The sequence below is a fragment of the Emergencia sp. genome (genome assembly GCF_048465375.1).
GTDB lineage: Bacteria > Bacillota > Clostridia > Peptostreptococcales > Anaerovoracaceae > Senimuribacter.
In genome coordinates this window covers 1-19,015 of the sequence record NZ_DBFWLQ010000012.1, presented here as the reverse complement: position 1 = coordinate 19,015, position 19,015 = coordinate 1, and the positions used below count along the sequence as shown (strand labels likewise).

General features: G+C 47.0%; 13 protein-coding genes and 1 tRNA gene. 4 read left to right on the top strand and 10 right to left on the bottom strand.

The annotated features are described in order from the left end of the window. Positions 1 to 109 precede the first annotated feature (109 nt). The gene (locus ACMQ5W_RS10365; protein WP_419025122.1) at positions 110 to 3,661 is read left to right on the top strand and encodes a hypothetical protein; all 3,552 of its coding nucleotides are present in this window, start codon (positions 110 to 112) and stop codon (positions 3,659 to 3,661) included. A gap of 61 nt (positions 3,662 to 3,722) precedes the next feature. Here the strand turns inward: ACMQ5W_RS10365 and ACMQ5W_RS10360 are convergent, their stop codons facing one another. Further along, positions 3,723 to 7,310 carry a hypothetical protein gene (locus ACMQ5W_RS10360; protein WP_419025121.1) on the bottom strand — a complete coding sequence of 1,196 codons (3,588 nt, stop codon included), beginning with the start codon at positions 7,308 to 7,310 and terminating at the stop codon, positions 3,723 to 3,725. Positions 7,311 to 7,518: 208 nt separating this feature from the next. On the opposite strand from ACMQ5W_RS10360, the gene ACMQ5W_RS10355 reads away from it, so the two are divergent. Further along, the gene (locus ACMQ5W_RS10355) at positions 7,519 to 7,992 is read left to right on the top strand and encodes a metallophosphoesterase family protein (RefSeq protein WP_419025120.1); all 474 of its coding nucleotides are present in this window, start codon (positions 7,519 to 7,521) and stop codon (positions 7,990 to 7,992) included. A 448-nt stretch (positions 7,993 to 8,440) separates the two neighbouring features. On the opposite strand, the gene ACMQ5W_RS10350 is transcribed toward ACMQ5W_RS10355, so the two are convergent. Next, positions 8,441 to 8,517 (bottom strand) — tRNA-Arg (locus tag ACMQ5W_RS10350). A 503-nt stretch (positions 8,518 to 9,020) separates the two neighbouring features. Between ACMQ5W_RS10350 and ACMQ5W_RS10345 the strand changes: the two genes are divergently transcribed. Beyond that, complete coding sequence (locus tag ACMQ5W_RS10345; RefSeq protein WP_419025119.1) at positions 9,021 to 9,452, top strand: DUF4854 domain-containing protein; 432 nt, start codon at positions 9,021 to 9,023, stop codon at positions 9,450 to 9,452. A gap of 56 nt (positions 9,453 to 9,508) precedes the next feature. On the opposite strand, the gene ACMQ5W_RS10340 is transcribed toward ACMQ5W_RS10345, so the two are convergent. Beyond that, positions 9,509 to 11,458: a fructose-1,6-bisphosphatase gene (locus ACMQ5W_RS10340; protein ID WP_419025118.1), complete on the bottom strand. Its 1,950-nt coding sequence runs from the start codon at positions 11,456 to 11,458 to the stop codon at positions 9,509 to 9,511. Positions 11,459 to 11,573: 115 nt separating this feature from the next. On the opposite strand from ACMQ5W_RS10340, the gene spoIID reads away from it, so the two are divergent. Beyond that, positions 11,574 to 12,506 (top strand): stage II sporulation protein D, encoded by a 933-nt coding sequence (gene spoIID / locus ACMQ5W_RS10335; protein WP_419025117.1) that lies wholly within the window; start codon positions 11,574 to 11,576, stop codon positions 12,504 to 12,506. 82 nt (positions 12,507 to 12,588) lie between these two features. On the opposite strand, the gene murA is transcribed toward spoIID, so the two are convergent. From murA to tmk, 7 genes are all read right to left on the bottom strand, one after another. Continuing rightward, on the bottom strand, positions 12,589 to 13,854 hold the full coding sequence (gene murA / locus ACMQ5W_RS10330; RefSeq protein WP_148492167.1) for a UDP-N-acetylglucosamine 1-carboxyvinyltransferase: 1,266 nt from the start codon (positions 13,852 to 13,854) through the stop codon (positions 12,589 to 12,591). Between the two features lie 113 nt (positions 13,855 to 13,967). Beyond that, positions 13,968 to 14,210 (bottom strand): AbrB/MazE/SpoVT family DNA-binding domain-containing protein, encoded by a 243-nt coding sequence (locus tag ACMQ5W_RS10325; protein ID WP_067538295.1) that lies wholly within the window; start codon positions 14,208 to 14,210, stop codon positions 13,968 to 13,970. 27 nt (positions 14,211 to 14,237) lie between these two features. After that, positions 14,238 to 14,591 carry a hypothetical protein gene (locus tag ACMQ5W_RS10320; protein WP_419025116.1) on the bottom strand — a complete coding sequence of 118 codons (354 nt, stop codon included), beginning with the start codon at positions 14,589 to 14,591 and terminating at the stop codon, positions 14,238 to 14,240. 65 nt (positions 14,592 to 14,656) lie between these two features. Beyond that, positions 14,657 to 15,397 carry a tRNA1(Val) (adenine(37)-N6)-methyltransferase gene (locus ACMQ5W_RS10315; protein ID WP_419025115.1) on the bottom strand — a complete coding sequence of 247 codons (741 nt, stop codon included), beginning with the start codon at positions 15,395 to 15,397 and terminating at the stop codon, positions 14,657 to 14,659. 4 nt (positions 15,398 to 15,401) lie between these two features. Next, positions 15,402 to 16,331, bottom strand: coding sequence for a PSP1 domain-containing protein (locus ACMQ5W_RS10310; RefSeq protein WP_148492164.1), 930 nt, complete (start codon positions 16,329 to 16,331; stop codon positions 15,402 to 15,404). A gap of 4 nt (positions 16,332 to 16,335) precedes the next feature. Continuing rightward, positions 16,336 to 17,145, bottom strand: coding sequence for a hypothetical protein (locus tag ACMQ5W_RS10305; RefSeq protein ID WP_419025114.1), 810 nt, complete (start codon positions 17,143 to 17,145; stop codon positions 16,336 to 16,338). Next, complete coding sequence (tmk, locus tag ACMQ5W_RS10300; protein ID WP_148492162.1) at positions 17,145 to 17,774, bottom strand: dTMP kinase; 630 nt, start codon at positions 17,772 to 17,774, stop codon at positions 17,145 to 17,147. Before tmk ends, ACMQ5W_RS10305 begins: the two co-directional genes overlap by 1 nt. Between the last annotated feature and the right edge of the window lie 1,241 nt (positions 17,775 to 19,015).

Here is a 19,015-nt window from a genome sequence, read left to right as displayed (position 1 = left end):
TCAGCACAATCTTTCCTGCTTTTGAATACTCCTGACAATCTCAATTTATGGTAAAATGGAGATGACATTCGACAAAGGAACCCTTAATTCAAAAAGGAGGAAGAATAAGATGAAAAATAAAAATGATTGCAAGCCTGCCGGCAGTACCCACGAAGATACCCTGCGTATTTTTTACGGCCATAAGGAACCGCAGCGGCTGCAGCAGGGCGTTTTTCCAGAGAAGTACAGCCTTGAGGCAGGATGGTTAACCCCTGTCAAAAACCAGCAGACGATTGGCAACTGCTGGACCTATTCCGCTATGGCCATGGTCGAAACCTTTCTGCTGCGCCATAACATGCTGACAGGGGACCTGCCCTGTAAAGAGGAATACAAAACCCTCTCTGAAACCTACATGACCTATTCCATGATTGACTTTCAGGGAGGACATGCCAACCACAAAGGCCGCATAAATCCGACGGGTGACTTTGGCGGCACGCTTCACGATGCATCTGCCTTTCTGACCAGGCAGCCCGTCTGTGTGCCCGAGTGCATCGATCCGCTGAAGCCAAAAGCCGAGCAGTTCAAACCGCGTGATTATGACATCGGCTTTGGCAAACCTGCCTCCTTTCGAGTGACAGGTCTTCGTTTTATTGAAGACCCGCAGGGGGTACGCCCTGACAAGGAGTTTGTCGAAGATATCAAGTACTGCCTGATGTCCTACGGCGCCGTCGCCATCACGCTCCGGTGGGACAAGACGAAATACATGAAGACCGACGCCGCCCAGCGGCCAAGCTACTACTGCTATGATCCCGCAGACGCTTCAGCGAGCCACGGAGTGACCATCGTAGGCTGGGATGACACCTATCCTAAAGGGAATTTTCGGAATACAGATGGAGCAATCCAGCCAAAAGCAAACGGCGCTTACCTTGTAAAGAATAGCCACGGCACAGGAGGTAACCAGAGCGACGGGTATTTTTATCTCTCCTACGAAGATCAGTGTATGTCTTATGCCTATTGTATTACACAGATGCGCCCGGATTCTTCTGCCGCACTCACTGACTGCCGACATTATGACACCTTTGGAATGAACACCTTCTGTAATTCTGATGCGCTGAAAACGACCGAAGTAACTTATGCCTGTAAGTTCACCCTTCCCGAAAAGACTTCTCTCACCGACGTGGGCGTCTATACCTATACCCCTTGTCTTGCCGATATCACGGTTACCCCCGGCGGCGCCTCCATAAAAAATCAAAAGCTTTCCTGGGCGGGCTATCACGTGCTGTCCTTTGCAACACCAGTGAGTATTGCAGCATCCACTGAAATTAAAATATCTGTAACCTATAAAACCATTCATCTCATTCCTGTCTTTATCCCTGTAGAAAAGGGGGATCTGGCGTATAAAAATGCGCAGCTGCCAAAAGACGCCTGTTTCATCAACATGCCGGACGGCGAGAAAGACCTGTCAACCTTATCAATCGGATCGTACGGCAGTATTCCACTGCGCGCCTATATCACTTACACCGCAGAGGATGCGGCAAAAACAGCTGCTGCGGCCAATGCCCTGCGGCTCCCTGCCGAAAAAGACGGCATCCTTCATGATTTGCCCGATCAGCAAAGCGGCTGCAATGTCTACTGGCGGCTGGAGCCATATCATATCAGTGCATACCAGCCCAGCGTCGTAGATAAAGCAGCAGAATATTCGCTGACGAATCCAAACACCCATAAGGTATCAAAAGGGATCAAGAACAAAGAAGGCCAGGATGCAATCACCGCTTATTTATGCGCTACCGTTACCAAGGGAGCCTATATGACACGCCGTTTGTTTTCTGTCCCTCTTTCGAGGCTAAAGCCCGCCGAAGTTCAGGCAACCGCAGTGGCCCCCGGCTCTAACGTAACAAATCTCAGCGGCCATTTTGACGTTCCTCACAGCCGCGTACAGGCAATGATCAAAAGATATTCCTCTTCCGTCGATCCTTCTCTGATACGCACCACTAAGGTAGATGCAAACGGCAATTGGCAGATTCCTGCCTTTGTCCTCTACGACCCTTCCGGCGGCTGGAAGGACGCCTATGCCCACAATCTGGTCGAGGTGAAGATATTAGCAGACAACGATGTGGTACTGAGCTGCGGAGAAAAAGACGTGCCGGCGAAAAGACCCTATGAGCCGAAGCCAGACCCGAGACCAATCCCCGATCCAAGGCCTGTCTACATTGTGGACACTCTCGTGGGGCTGGTCGCCGCGCTGGCCTTATCGAAGGCCTTTGCATACGCAATCGAGCTTAAAAACAATCTCACCGTGTCTGCCGCCTTTATGAGGAGCCTGTCTCAACTCGTCACTGCAGAAATCCCCATCGAAGGCGGCGGATATACGATGTATTTTGAATCCATCGATACATCCCTGATGGATGAAGTCTATGAGGTCAGCAATCTCAACGTGGAATTTACACCAGCGTCCGGCAGAGAAGAAACGACAGAAGGGGCGCAGGCTAGTGAAGCAAAACCGACTGGTGGGGCGAATAATGGCGGTGGCATCGCCCGCAAGGTAAAAAGTGGCGGCACGTTGAAAAACTGCAAGGTAACAGGGTCCGTCAACGGCTTTTCCAATTTTGGCGGCCTGTTCTGTGAGGGCAGCGACGTCACGGTTACGGACTGCAGCGTCAATCTCCGTGTAAACGGCGCGGACAGCTTCGGCGGCATCGCCGTATCCATGGATCGCGGCAGCATCTCCGGATGCACTATAAGCTGCACGACACAGAACGTCAAGAAGACGGCAGGCGGCGTTCTCACCCTGGGCAGCGCAGCCGCCATCAAAAAAACCAGCTTTGCCATTGACGCCACAGGCTGCGAGACAGTCGCAGGCGTTTCTCTGGAGTGCAGCGGAACCGTGGCGCAGGCACAGGTCACCGGTTCGCTGTCTGCATCAGGCAGTACATCGACTGCAGGGGGTATCGCAGCACAACTTACGGGTTCGTCAAAGGTCTCTGACTGCCGCGTTTCCGCCGACATCAGCGCCGTCACTGCAGGAGGTGTCGCCGCTAAGATGACCGGCTCCGCCAAAATCGAGCGTTGCCTCACAGCAGGCAGGGTGACGGGTTCTTCCGCCTGCTATGGAATCGCACCGGGCATCAACGGCAAAGAGGATCACGTGGAGACCAGCATCTCGGCCTGTTCCCATCTGGGTGGTCAAAGCCCGCATCGCGTCGCACAGTACAGCACGGACTGCGCCGCCTATGAGGGCATGACCTGCGACAGCGGAAAATCCTTTGTAGGAAGCGACCGGCTGCTCTCTTTTTCCGATCTGCTGGCAAAAGAAACTTACACCGGCCGCAACTGGAATCTCTCCTCCGTCTGGGAGCTTTCAAAGGGCTGCCCTGTTCTGCGGGGACTTGCAAATCCCGGCTACGACTTTCCTTTTGTCAATCTGGACATTCCAGAGGGCGGCTTCGTCTTTGCCCGCGGAAAGGCTGTCGCCGTCACCGGCGTCTGCAATCCAAAGGCCCAGGTGGTCTGGAGCATCGCTCCTGCGACAAAGTCTGCCCGCACGGGAAAAGCGGTTCGAAATGGAGACCGGTTCTCCATCACCGTCGGCGTCCTGCCCGGTCCTGCCAAATACAACTTCTCCGTGATTTCCATTCTCGACGGACAGAGATATCCATGCCCTGTACAGGTCCAGGTTCTCTAAAAAGATATTTCAAAAAACATGACCTGCCGGCCGCGCCGGCAGGTCATGTTTTTTTATCTCATCAGGTAATCGAAAGCTTTGCCCCATAGGTATATTCCTGATTCTCAAGGACGCCGATGACGTCCAGCCGGTAATGCCCACTCTCTGCGAGACTGCCCACCGTGATGGTAAACTGTCCGTCAGATACGATGCCTTCGCCGCGCAGAACAGAACCAGCCGTCTTCTTTGAGCCAGACGGCAGTTTCTCTAAGAGCCACTTCACATTGCTGGTCCTCTGGTGGCAAAGGCCGGAGATGGTAATCTCTGTGTTTGCCTGGTAAGAGAATCCACCTGCAGGTTCTTTTGGATTCGGGAACGGAAAAGCGTATGACGGGTTCGTCCCCTTCAGGACCGGACCGCAATCCGCCGAAAATGCCCATACATTTTCAAAGTCCCAGCGCTGTCCCTCATAAAAGGCCTTTGTCAGGATTTCGCGCCCCGTGACCAGCTTTGTCGAGGTATCTTGAAATTCCATATTCCCCGTAATTCCCTCATAGGCACAAGAGATCTCGTTCGACTTAGGACAGGTACGCCAGATACCCGACTCTGCGCTGATATGAGAGCAGGCGGAAAGACTTCCTCTCAAGAGTATGACGGTTGCTTCAGGCAGGGTTACTGCAACGCCGCAGGCTATCCTGTAAGGTCCCTGTGCCAGAGCGGCGACCCTGCAGAGGGAAAGGCATCTGCGAATCCCTGCGCCGGAATAAACTGCGCCAACAATGCCGCCCGCAGTCTCCCCCATGATCTCTGCATCTACCCGGCAATCTGCAAGGTCAACCCCGGCAAGTGACATGCCCACAATGCCGCCTACGGCATTGAGTAGCGGCGCCGGATCCGTCAATCCATCCATTTTTTCTTTTCCGCCCCTCGGTGGCAGGCAGGATAGGGTTCCGTTCACATCTGCCTGTGAAATGTTGGTATTGTTGGCAATCCACGCCACTCCGCCAGCGCCATTGGTACAGTTGGCTTTTATATCGACTTTTACCTTTGAAACCGTACCGCCGTTCAGGTTGTATGCGATACCGCCGCAGTGCTTGCCGCTGACCACGGCGGATACGGTAATGTTCTCTGCCTCGCTGCGCACAAAGGTAAGGGCCATGCCGCCGAAGTCCTCGCATGCGTACATCTTAAGATTGACACTGCAATCCTTCACGGTCACCTGGGTTCCCTCGGCCATCAGCCCGCCGATACAGCCACCGCGAAGGGTTCCGCTGACCGTACAATTGCTGATTTTGCCGTCTGCCTCAAGGAACCTTGCAATGCCGCCACGATCAGAAATGCCTGCGCTGGCCCCCGCTGATAGCTGTACCTTCAGGTTTCGCACCTCCGCCGCCGTGTCCAGAAGGCTCTTTCGTCCGATGTCAAAGCTGATGGTATGACCGTCGCCATCAAGACACGCCTTGACACAGAGCGGTTTCATCCTATCGATACTCGCCCCTGTAACAGAAAAATTCTCTGTGAGCTTCACGGTCTGCCCCTGGGCCGCATCTGCCGCTGCACAAGCCAGGCCATTTAAGTTTTTGATCAAAAACACGTTGGCGTCGGCAGGATCTTTTTTGTATGGGCAGGTCAATGAGATCGTAGACGTTCCCTCTGCCAGGATCGCCTCACCGCCCTCCTCCGCGTCTGCCTTGATCTGTACTTTGACAACAAAAGTCTCATAGGCGTCTCTCCAGCCGTCGGCAGGATCGTAAAGGATCAGGCTGTCAAAATTCCACTTTCCTTTTCCGTCTACAGTAGTTTCCTGGACTTGCGCATGGCTGTCCCCGTCCGTCAAAGTCGCCTGTACCCTTGCGCCGTGAAGTGTAAAGGTTCCCGAGAGTTCCGCCAGGTTATCCTCTGGCACAGGTACTTTGGCAACGAAAGAATACGCCGTCTTTGCCGCCAGCTTGGCGGTAAAGGTTTTGCGCAGTAAACACGGAGGCTCGCCGATGGCGGCGCTGACATATACCGTAGCCTCCTCCTTGTCAGAAAGATTCTGTATGCCGCTGACTACTTTGCCATCTGGCCCTTTTACCGAGTACGCCTGCGCCTTCGGTTTATAGTCCGGCATATAGCTGTTCCCGTGATACGGCTCCAGCCTCCACTGCACTGCCAGCCCCTGCTGGCAGTCTGCAAGTCCGTTGAGGTACCCGGCAGACGACGTCGGCAGCGCCAGCTCCTTTCGCGCTTTGACTGCCGCCTTGGCCTTTGCTGAGGTGTTTCCTAAAAACACGTGGAGCGCCAGGTTCCCGTATTGCTTCCCGGAGTCTTTGCCGCCGCACAGATCTGCAAGGTCGGTGCCGTCGATGAAGCAGTTCCCTCTTTCCACGGTAATGGCGTCTTTGGTGTATTCGTCCCGATACTCTACCGGCGCAAAGACCTGCATATAGCGCATTGCCGTGTAGGTCACTTTGATAGAGAACTTGCCGCTAAGCGTCACTGGTTCTTTTGGCATTACCGTATGATAGCCTGCATAAGACAGCTTCTTTTCCTGAACCAGCACGTGCTCTCTGCCATTCTCGATACAGACGACCTTTGCCAGACACGGCGTGAGCGTGAACAGCCCTACGCCCGTCAGGGTTTCGCCATCCCCTGCGGTGAAGCGGCATTCATAGGTGATTTTCGCCGTAGATGCTGCATGGGTATACCCTCTCATCATTCCAAACTTGCTGTGGCGCGCGATACGGTTCACTTTCGCATAAAAATCTTCGTCGTCTTTGCCCGCAGCGCCCCAGACAGAGGTGATGCAGTAAGGGTCGGCAAAACTCATATCCTCGTAGGATATCCAGAGAACGCGGTCGTCCGTTGTCGTCGCCGCACCAGAAAGCCGCGCTTTGAACGCGCCGCTGCCAGCAGGCTTTTTCTTGAAATGCTGCGGGCTGTAGTCGTCATCCCATCCGATGATGACCACATCAAAGTTGGCTCTATAGCTTTCGGCATCTTCATAGCAATAGTAACTGCGCTCCCACGGTGTCTTGAACTTGTCCGTCTTCAAAAATGGATTGTCCTCTTTCTGCGGGTCGAAATAAATCGAAAGCCCCACACCACCGTAACTGGTCACGCACTCCTTTACATCTTTGACAAAATCCGGATCCGGCCGATCTGCTCCGTAGGGATTTTCGAGATAGCGCAGACCGGTTATCAGGAATTTTCCAGGTTTTCCTGCAGTGAGATCATACTTTCTTGCCATCAGGGCTTGCCCAGTCGTGCCCATCGGATCCACCGTCTTCGCTACACAGCCGCCTCCCCTCGTCAGATAAGCCGCTGCGTCCAGGTAATTACCGATGTAATCCTGCTTTCCCCCTGGTGCAGTTCCCGGTTTTTTCCCATCTGGATTCTTGTACTCTCCTTCACTCTTCAGGTCAAACAAGTCGTAAACCATGTGCATCTGTGAAAGCGCCCCCTTATCCGTAGTCGTATAGCTTTGCTTGGATAAAAACGCTTCCGCTGCAGCAATGGCAGTCCACGTCCAATTTCCACTGGTCAGGGAAGGATCCTCTGACAGCAAAAGCGGACCTTTGGCAGAAAAGTGTTTCGGGAAGGCGCGCGGTTTCGAGGGCGTCTCTCTCGATCCATGGGGGATTTCCAGTGCGGGCGGAATCCTCCTGCCTGTTTGCTGTTCTTTCATTTCTTAAAGCCTCCTTTCAATAGGTTTAGCTACATTGTACCATGAATGTTCTTTTAGAAACACAAGAAAAGCATTGGAAATCAGCCTATTTTGATTTAGCGCCTATATGATAACGGCTTCAATATTTCTGCTCTGGCAGAGCAGGTCTTTTTTGGTTATAATAAATAGAAGGGCAATTTGGCACAGCAAGCCAGAATCCAGGAGTGAAATGATGAGAATAGCTGTATTATCAGATACCCACGGGCTTTTGCGCCCACAGGTAATAGAAACGATCAACACATGTGATGTCGTTCTCCATGGCGGTGACATTGATACGAGAGAAATGCTGGACCAGCTCTCGTCTCTCGCACCGCTATATGTTGTCAAAGGAAATAACGATATGGAATGGGCAGAGCAGATCCCTCTTTCTCTGCGCTTTGAGTTAGAAGGAATCAACTTCTTCATGGTCCATGACAAGAAGGACATCCCTGCGGATTTATCCAACGTAGACGTGGTCGTTTACGGCCACTCCCATCGATATCATGAAGAGCAAAAAGACGGTCGCCTCTACCTAAACCCCGGAAGCTGTGGAAAGCGCCGTTTTCGACTTGACCTGACCATGGCAGTGATAGAAATTATAGACAGAGAAATTCACGTAGAGCGAATAGAGCTCGTCACTACTCCGGCAGATGGCGACACATAATCTTATTGGTGTCTTAGATATACCCGTTTTTTTTTTCGCACTTTTAAACTTTCTCGTTATATCGCCCTTTCACCTCTGTACTTGTCTTAGTTTCATTATTGCAACCACTTTCTTTCAGTGGTATAATGATAACAGAAATGAGGGAGAACCGTTGAAAACGGTCAGCCTTTTACTTAATTAATAACCGCTAGGTTTCTAGGCTCAGGCGGTTATTTTTCATTGTAATCGTATCCTTACCCTTTTGATGGTAATTGTTACTCTTATCATAAAGCGCCCCTTTCTTCTAATTACCATACCTTTTGATGCCATGAGGGCTAACCGCTTTCGCGCCCTTATTCTGTCCGGCAACGCCATGCGGAGGAGCGAACGAAGTAAGCGTTGGTTCGAGTCCCTTCTTCTTTATGCTCACATAAAAATATCCCAACACCTGATGGTATCGGGATATTTTTGGTGCGCCATGAGGGACTCGAACCCCCAACCTTCGCATTCGTAGTGCGCGACTCTATCCAATTGAGCTAATGGCGCATGTACATGTAATGAAATTTCGTACTATATTAGTATAACTAATGTCAACGGCTTTGTCAATATGGAAAATCATTGTTCTGAAATCTATACTTCTGCTTCAAAAATGATTGTTGAAAGCTTTACCCGTCATTTCATCAAAAAGTGCCAATAACACCTAAATCTTTCCGTTACTATAGTGTCATAACGTTACCCTAGTCAAAATCTGAGACGAAGTTTCAACGGTTACAGCCTCTGTGACAGGGACGCTCCCTTTGCAGTCCGTAAGTTCTTTAGGTGCTTTTACGTCTTTTCACGGCAATAGGGGTTAACAGGAGACTTTGCAGATGCCATTTACGAAAAAAAATGTACTACAAAGGGTTCCTCCATGGTCCGAATAATATTTTTTACTTACTGCGGTTACTTTTCGATTACTCTTCAGGTCCTCATTAAATATTACTTGTACAACCTGCTGATAAACTTTATAATGTACGTACAATTAATATTTTCACAAAGGAGAATGCGATATGAATAAGAAATCATCAAAAGTTTTATTAACGAGTATCATGCTAATACTGACTCTGTCAATGATGGCTCTGCTCACCGGATGTGGCGGACCGTCCACTTTAGAAGAGTACATTAATGACAACAAAAGCGAGCAGGAAGAGATGGAGAAACTCAAGGATAGTATTTCTCAAGACGGAATGGACTGTAACATTGAAGTCAAGGACAACGCAATGATTTTCACAGTCAAATTAGACCAGGCTATCACTGACGATCAGTTAGCGCAGCTAAAGCCAATGTATGACCAGTTCCTCGACTCCTTCGAAAGCGAAGCCCAAAAAGTAATCAAAGAATTTGAGGAAGACTCAAAAATCGAAGGAGTTACAATGAGCTTTACTTTCTTTGACAAAAATGAAAAAGAAATATGTACACGAGAATATTCCGCAGGAAAATAATAACATCAAACTCACAAAAGCAAGGAACTGACAAGCTCCTTGCTTTTTTCATACTTCTAATACTGTTCTTTGATAATGCCTTTGCGGTACGCTTCTACCAGCTGTTTTATGTTGTCGACTTGCTCTACCAGCTCGATTCCTTGATCTGTATCGAGAACCATCATCCTCTCAGGCAGCACCTCCACCGTCTTCACAACTGGAGACTGAAACTCCTGCGTTCCATCTTCTTTCAATGGTTTATAAGGCTTGTGTTCAGCCAGAGCCATAAATCTGGAGTTGAAGATGAAAGTATAGCCTGCAATTCCGGTTTGTTTCTGGTAAGCTTTTGAAATCCCGCCATCGATGACATACAACAGGCCGCCGCCTTTGATCGGGCTCTCCCCGTCCTTGATTTTGACTGGCACATGACCGTTGAGAATCTTTGAGCGTGACGGATCAAGCCCGAATTCCCGCAAAATCTTTTCGCAGGGCCCTCTCTCCTTAATCAGCTTGTAATACGGTCTGACATGCTCTTTATGAGAAGCTTTGTCAGCGATAAACAGCCTTTCAAACGTCGTCATCTTGTCTTTGCCGAAGAGCGGCGAGTTTCCGCCCAACCAGAGATACCACATCAAATCCCCCAGCCTGCCGCTTTCCTTCGCTTCTGAGGGCGAGAAATAAGCCTTTCTCACCTGATCATCGAGATAATCCATCAACGCCTTGCCTTTGTAACAGCCTCCATTGATTTCAACCTCTTCAAACTCCCCTTCATCGGTCATCGGAATACAGCCGTGGTACAGCAGATTGCCGTTTACTCTTGTGTATAAAGCACCGTGGCTGTATAAAAAACGGATGTGCGCCTGGAGCTTATCGGAATTCAGAATCGACGCCTCGAGAGAGTTCATGACCTCCCGCTCTTCTTCCGTAAACGCATAAGGATTTTCAGGATCCACCGTCGGGAAATTCGTATCACGCAGGGGATAGACAACCCCTTCTACCTCTACGGTACCCTCCTGCCAATTGATTTTGTCGAGAAGAAGCCGTTTCTCCAGCTTGTATTCTGGGTGCGCCATAATTCGCTGCCCTTCCGCTTTGAACTGGCAAATCGCGATGGCTTTATGCATCTTGGCCGTCAGTCTCTCATCAATGGGATCGTATTCATTTCTATCGAGTATATGCGGTGCAAAGAATTCACACGAGTCGTCACCATAAACCTTCTCTGCAAAAATCGCCAGCGGCCGCAGATTAATTCCATAGCCGATTTCCAACATATCAAAGTTATTATAGCTGATATTCATTCTCAGGATATTGGCAATACAGGCCCAATTGCCCGTGGCCGCTCCCATCCATACAATATCATGATTTCCCCACTGAAAATCCACATCGTGATAGTTGATTAAGAAGTCCATAATTGTATCAGGATGGGCGCCTCTGTCAAAGATATCACCGATGATATGTAGGTGATCCACAGCCAAATTGCTGATGGCATCTGCCATTTCGATGATAAAGTCCTCTGCAATGTCACATTCTACGACGGTACTGATGATGGCACTGTAATAGTGGGCTCTGTTCTCCTCGTCGTCTGCGTGCAGCAGTTCGTCCATGGCATAGTCCAGATACTTTGGTAATCTCCTTCTCACCTTAGACCGGGTATACTTAGTTGAAACTGACTTGCAGATAGTTACCAAGCGATAAATTACCGTGGTGCACCATTTATCAAAGTCTCCTTCACCCTTTTTCCTTCTATTTATCTCCGCCTGCGGATTGTAGATCAGCGCTGCCAGGTCATCTCGATCGGTCTCGCTGAGTACGCCGCCGTAATGCTCATCTATTTTGCTCTTAACCGTGCCAGAAGCGCTCTTCAGCATGTGGATAAAAGCTTCATGCTCCCCGTGAAGGTCGCTTAAAAAATACTCTGTTCCCTTTGGCAATGCAAGGATTGCACTCAAATTGATAATTTCTGCTGTAGCTGCTTTGATGTTGGGATAGTCCTTAGAAAGCAGCTCCAGGAATTTAATATCAGCCATTGATACTTCCTTTCGTTTTTGTGATACGACAAATCCAATCATTGTCCACTTAATTATATACTTTTACGTCTATTTTGTCCACATCAGCATAGACTAAAGCAGGAGGATAAGCTTTATGTTTCACCAAAGAAAAATCAATATGCGCCATGTGGCAGTTTACATAGCAAGCATGCTGTTCCTCGTCGTTCTGCTTCCCTATGTAAGCATTCAATTGTTTCCCAGTCTCGTCGAACACGAAGAAGGAATCGCCTACAAAGGCAAAATTCCGGAAACAGTGAAAGTCTACATCACCGCGAAAAAAAAGTACGAGACGATTCCTTTTGAAAAATACATTCAGGGTGTCGTCGCCTCTGAAATGCCCGCTACCTTTGAGCCTGAGGCGCTGAAAGCCCAATCAGTGGCCAGCCGCACTTACGCCCTGGGCCGCATCAATTCAGGTGCCAAGCTGTGTGACACGGTGCACTGTCAGGTGTATAGGAGTGACAACATCTCTGCTAAGGTCAAAAAAGCAGTAAATGAAACAAAGAGTCAGGTCCTCTTATATGATGGAAAACTGGCCTCTCACGCTCTCTATTTTGCCTCCAGTGCCGGCAAGACAGAAAACTCAGAGGAAGTGTTTTCCGGCTCTTTTCCCTACCTTGTCAGTGTATCCAGTTCTTACGAACCAGGTGCCACACATAAAAAGGAGAAGCAGACGATGTCTATCAGCACGTTTTCCGCGAAAATAAAGGCTCATATGCCTGAACTGAATTTCGGTAAAATTAAACGTTCCAATATCCGCATCAAATCCCACTCAGATGGCGGTCGTGTAAAGACCATCAAAATAGGGCAGGAAATCATCTCTGGCGTAGACGTACGATCCGCCTTAGGACTTTACTCTGCCAGGTTCAAAATCTCCTTCAAAGGTCAAAAAATCACCATCACCAGCAGTGGATCAGGTCATGGTGTGGGAATGAGCCAATATGGTGCCAACGGTATGGCGAAAAAAGGTGAGAATTACAAAAAAATACTGACTCATTATTATAAGGGAACAATGGTGAGCAAATGATTTGGCGGAACCATTAAAAAGTGGCTGTGCCACTCCGTATTAAACAAAAAAGCAGACCGCATCCGGTCTGCTCGTTTATCCGCTAGTCTTCCAGCCTGAGGATATTTGCTCCCAAAGCTCTAAATTTTTCGACAAATTTCTCGTAACCACGCTCAATGTGGTAGATTTCGGAAATTTCTGTAGTTCCCTGTGCTACCAGACCTGCAAGAACCAGTGCCGCTCCGGCTCTTAAGTCCGTCGCGATAACCTGGGCGCCTTCCAGCATTTTTCCCCCCTGAATCATCGCACGGTTGCCTTCGGTTTTGATATTGGCACCCATACGGTTCAGTTCTGCTACATGCATAAATCTGTTTTCAAAGACAGTTTCAATGACATTGCTGGAGCCGTTGACCGTCGTCAGGAATGCCATGAACGGTGATTGAATATCTGTCGGGAAGCCTGGGTATGGAAGGGTCTTGATGTCGGTTGAAACCAAATCCCGGTCATCAGCTAATACATACATCCCTTCATCAGACATTTCAACAGTGACACCGCATTCACGCAATTTTGCCGTGATCGGTTTCACGTGGTCTGGAACCACATTTCTAATCAGCAGCTGTCCGTGGGTAATGGCTGCTGCCAGCATAAAGGTACCGGTTTCAATCCGATCCGGAATCACCGTATGTTCTGAGCCTCGCAGATGTTCTACACCTTCAATTTTGATGGTATCCGTTCCAGCACCTTTGATCCTTGCACCCATTTTGTTGAGAAAATTTGCAAGGTCGACAATTTCGGGTTCTTCCGCTGCGTTTTCGATGTAGGTGGTTCCTTTGGCAAGCACAGCGGCAGTCATAATGTTTTCTGTCGCTCCTACACTTGGAAAGTCCAAGTAAATACTGCTTCCAATGAGCCCCTCTTCACCTGCAACGGCTTCCACATAATTGTCTTTTACGATGATTTCCGCGCCTAAAGCTTCAAATCCCTTTAGGTGTAAGTCAATCGGTCTGGCGCCGATGGTGCATCCTCCTGGCGAGTGAACTTTTGCTCTGCCAACTCTAGCAAGCAAAGGTCCCATAACTAAAAAGGACGCCCTCATCTTGCTGACCAAGTCAAAGTCAGCCTCGTTGCTCAGGATTTCTTTCGTTTCTATCTCAATTACTGATTCTTCTATTTCTTTAATTCTGGAACCAAGAGACTTTAAGATTTCTTTCATGACATCTACGTCACGAAGTGCCGGCACGTCTCTGATTACACATTTGTCCTCTGCCAAAATGGCAGCTGCCATCAACGGAAGTACTGCGTTTTTTGCACCACTGATTACTACTTCTCCATTTAATGGCTCACTTTTCTGAACTAAAAATTTCGCCACTTCTCTCCTCCATTAGCTATTATACTATTATACTAACAGTATACTAATTATTCCCCCTTTTTTCAACAAAAGATGAAAAAAAGCCTGGCTGTTCAGGCTTTCCTCCATGCGATTTATAATTTCTTCATTTCCTCGATACATTTAGAACAAACTGTCTTGCCATGGATAAGCTTTACATCATTCACTTCACCGCAGAATACGCATGATGGTTCATACTTCTTCAGCATGATGTATTGGCCATCTACAAAAATTTCCAAGGAATCCTCTGTCTTAATTCCTAAATTTCTTCTAAGTTCTACTGGTATTACCACTCTACCGAGAGCATCCACTGGTCTTACAATCCCTGTTGCTTTCATAACAAAACTCCTTTCAAACCGAATAAACTACTTTTTTCTTTTTTTGACAGTCTCCCCTTCGTCAGCATCTTTCTTAAAGATAGCGACCAAAGAGCCTAAAGCCTTTACGATATTAGAAAGGGCGCCGACAAAATTCTGCTGTCCCTTTACGGCTTGTGATAAATCGGAAACTGCTGACTGCACATCGTCGACGATGGCGTCAACCTGTGTCGCCTTTTCTGCCGCAATTCCAGATATCACTGAAGTGTCCGCCAATATCTTGTTTGTTTCCTTTATTGTCTTAATCAGGTTCTTTGCCAACAAAGTAAGATAAACGACCAAAATAATGAGTGCAATGAACAGCAAGTATATTAATGCTGATTTTACATTGATTGTTATCATAGTCAGAACCTCCTTATCCCGTCTATGGAGTATTATACCGTTTTTACCATATAATAGCAACCGTTTCAAGGTAATTTCTCATATAATTTTAGTATTTGCTGAGAATAACTTCCATCTTCATTATGTACAAATAATGGGTCTAATATTCGCAGCTGCGGATTCCCATTCCTTGTACAGTGAATTAATATGATATTTGCTCTTTCAAAGGGCTTGCCGCTGATAAAACAGAGTTCTTTGGGTTCTAAGCGATGCCGTCTGCAGCTCTCGCAGATATCCACCAGCCGGGAAGGCCTATGAACCATGTAAAAGTCCCCTTTGTCTTTGAGCAGGTTCGCCGCCGTCCTGACAAAGTCATCTAGGGACGCTGTGCTTTCATGCCTGGCGATAGCCTTCGCTTTGTTGCTGCTCTCAATCCCCCCTGCGCCTTCCGTATATGGAGGGTTTGATGTAACTATATCAAAAGTTCCTGCCCAATCGCCATGAGAAAACTCTTTTACATCACCATGGAAGAACTGAACACGCTCAGTTAAGTCGTTGTACTGCGCATTTTTTACTGCCAGCCTGTAAGAGTTCTCCTGTACCTCGATTCCGCCAATTAGTGAAGCCTCTGTCTTGTGCGATAGAATCAAGGGAACGATCCCCGTCCCGGTACCCAGGTCCATGATTCGGCATCGACATTGTCTTTTTGCTGCGCCCTCAGCCGCGAATCCCGCCAATAGGACGGCATCTACTCCATAGCAAAATTCTTCTGGATTTTGAAAAATCTTCAGCTTTCCAAATCCGGTCTCATCCAGACGTAAACTCATCCTGCTATTCCTTTATCAATTCTTTCAATTCGTCGATATATTCTTCATCGACTTCTTCAAGAATATTGTTGGTATTAGTATTATTATGTTTCTTATGCTGTCCTAATCTCTTAATTTCATCTTTTTTGTAAGTATAGATGTCAGTTCCCAGCTTTGCTTCACCGTCATCGTCTTTTTCATTGGTATAAAGTCTTACTTTGACTTTGCTCTCCAGGATATTCGTATCCACGACTTTTCCCATACCATCTTTTGTTTTTACCTTTTCTCCATGGTCAGGCAGACCTTTGCGCAGTTCCATATATACGTCATTTTCATACTTGAGACAGCACATCAGTCTTCCGCAGATGCCAGAAATTTTGGTCGGGTTGAGAGAAAGGTTCTGTACCTTCGCCATTTTGATAGATACCGGCTCAAAGTCCGAAAGCCAAGTGCTGCAGCAGAGACTTTTGCCGCAGGAGCCGATTCCGCCTAACATTTTCGCCTCATCTCTGACGCCAATCTGTCTAAGTTCGATTCGCATCTTGAAGACGCTGGCCAGGTCTTTCACTAACTCCCTAAAATCCACTCTTCCGTCCGCAGTAAAATAAAAAATAATCTTATTATTATCAAAAGTATACTCCACATCGATGAGTTTCATCTCTAACCCGTGTTTCTCTATCTTTTCTTGACAGAGACTCAGCGCTTTTGATTTTTTCTTCTCATTTTCTTGATGGCGCTTTTCATCCTCTTCGCACGCGATTCTGATAATTTTCTTCAGAGGCTGCACCACATCGTCCTCTTTTATTTCTGTTATTTCCATTGTAACCGTGCCGAATTCCAGTCCCCTGGCCGTCTCCACGATAACATTATCATTCAATTTTACTTCGAACTGATCTGGGTCGAAGTAATATACTTTTCCGGCATTTTTAAATCTAACGCCTGCTACTCTTACCATTTATTTATCCTCCAATTTTCAGAATTAAATTTCTGATTGCATATTTATAGTTGACGTTGGCCAGCAGATCTCGCCTTGCTTCTTCAACGTATTTTACATTTTCAATAATCTTTTCTTTCCGCATTGCGCCTGTTCCATCTCCAGCCATGGCACGGCTGAACAGCCTTTCAAGACCATCCAACAGCATAAAAGCTTCTTTTCTGTCTTTTACACCTTTAGTCAGTGTGTCTTTCAAATCACAAAAATAGGCTCCGTCTATGACCATGTCCATGATTTTTTGCGCAAAGGCCATTTTATCATTTTGATTGTTGTGCACAAAATTTCCAAGTCGATATATGATGCAGCGAGATGTAATCGTCTGCAGCAAATTCTCTGTATTTTCCGAGAGTAAAATGATTATAGTGCCTGGATTTGGTTCCTCCAATGTCTTCAGCAGCCTGTTCTGTGCCCTCGGCGTCATGGAATCCGCACCTTCAATAATTGCAATATTACGGCTGCCAGCAGAGGGTTTGTTCTTTAAGTTTTCCTGTAGTCCTGAAACGGCTGCATCCTTCAGAGACAAATCATCAGCGCGCAGGATGTACAAGTCTTCATAATTATCATGATCAATCTTTCGGCAATTTACACATCTGTCACAGCCGACGCCTAATTCTTCCAGACATAGCACCGCTTTGATAAAGTCCTTAGCAAAGGCCTCTTTATCGATGCAGCTATCTCCTTCAATAATATACGCATGAGATATGTTCCCATTGACAATGGTTCTGCTAATCCTCTCGATCAATCTCTGATATTCACTGTAATCACGTAATGACATTAAAAAAACCTGCCTGTTAAAATTTTTTCGATGCATTCAAGAATATCCTTTTTAATCGTAAGTTTATCTCTCCCTGCATCAATCTCCACAAAACGCTGCGGATAGAACTTTGCAATTTCTCTGTATCCCGCATAAACTCTGTTGTGAAATTCAATCTTCTCTTGTTCCAGTCTGTCCTGGATTTCGGACTTAATCCGCGACTTTCCGATTTCAGGTGAAAGCTCCAACAAAAAGGTAATATCCGGCATGCATCCATCCACGGCAAACTCATTGATAACACGCACTGCGTCTCCCAACTTTCTTCCGTATCCCTGGTAAGCGATGCTGGAGTCTATAAACCGATCGCAGACTACGACTTTCCCCGCCTCTAAGGCCGGTTTTATCAGTTGTTTCACATGTTGGGCTCTGGAAGCTGCATAAAGCAGTGCTTCTGCCATATCACACATGTCGCTGTTTGCCTTGTCCAGAATAATTTCTCGAAGCTTTTCACCAATCTCCGTACCTCCAGGTTCTCTGGTCAGTATCGTCTCAATTCCTTGATCGTGAAAATATTCTCTTAAATATTCAATTTGCGTTGACTTTCCTGAACCGTCTGGTCCTTCCAGTGTGATAAAAAGTCCTCTGTCCATAATGTATCTCCTAATGCTTCTTTGTGGCATCATCAACGATTTTTGTAAAAAGATATGTTACAACATAAGCCAACGGGCAACAGAGCAGTACACAAAATATAACTTTTAAAAACAGCATCATTTATTAATACCTCCCTTTCACCCAAAAATTCTTTATACCATGACATTCCTCCGAAAGTAGAATCGAACGTCGTGTTTCAATGGTTCCTCCCTTGCGACAACGTATTACTTACGCAATACTCCTACGGTCGCTTCGCTCCCTGCGCTGTCCGTTTTGCCTAGCCAAGCAAGCTTGGGGCAAAAAGGCAACGTCGTAGGATCGTGGAACCATTATACCACATGCATTCCTTTATATATACAGTCGCAGCATGCGATTCAATAAACGCTTCCTTACAGCGAAGCTGCTTAGATTACAGCGTTTATTATACCATAAATCAACCTCTGAGAAAAGAAAAGATTAAACTCCGCCTATGCCTGCGATGATGTCTTAAGTAAGGAAAGGGAAAATGTCCTGATATGGTCTCATCTATTACAAGATCTGCTTTTGTTGTCTTGAACCTCTCCAGAATTTTTTGTCAATCCCTTGCGATTCGTTGTATAATAGATTTCATAGAGCCAACTCCTACGTGTGATATTTTTTAGCAGCTATATTCTATCACAATTTGTTGACCCCTATATTTTTTTATCTTGGAAACTCCATAACTATATTTATACTAACCGTTTATACCATACCCCTACCCAGTACATGTCAGTCAAAAACAGAGAAATCTGCCTGAATTGTCCAATTTAGGTCTTGATTCTGGCAGATTTTTTTGTTTTCCAGGAATTTCTTTGGCGTAGAATATTTCTCAAAACACACTGCCATGGCATTCTCCCCAAATTCCAGCTAAAAATCATATCTAACATGAGAATTACATCGTAATATCAATTAAATTTTCCTGTTATTTATCCTGCCTTTTGCTAATATACCCTCTCCAAATTGCGAAATCTGCCAGAATCTCCTGTTTTTTATGCTTTTCTGGCAGATTTTTCTTTCACATGGTTCCTTTACACATCAGAAAAAAATCCCCCTGCAATCTGCAAGGGGCTGATATGATCTGGTTATCTCACCTGTGTATAACTGGCAGCTAAAAAAAGACAACCCTACTGGATTGTCTTTTTTACAGAAACCGGCAACGACCTGCTTTCCCAGGCGGCTGCCCGCCAAGTATCATCAGCGCTGGGGAGCTTAACTGCTGTGT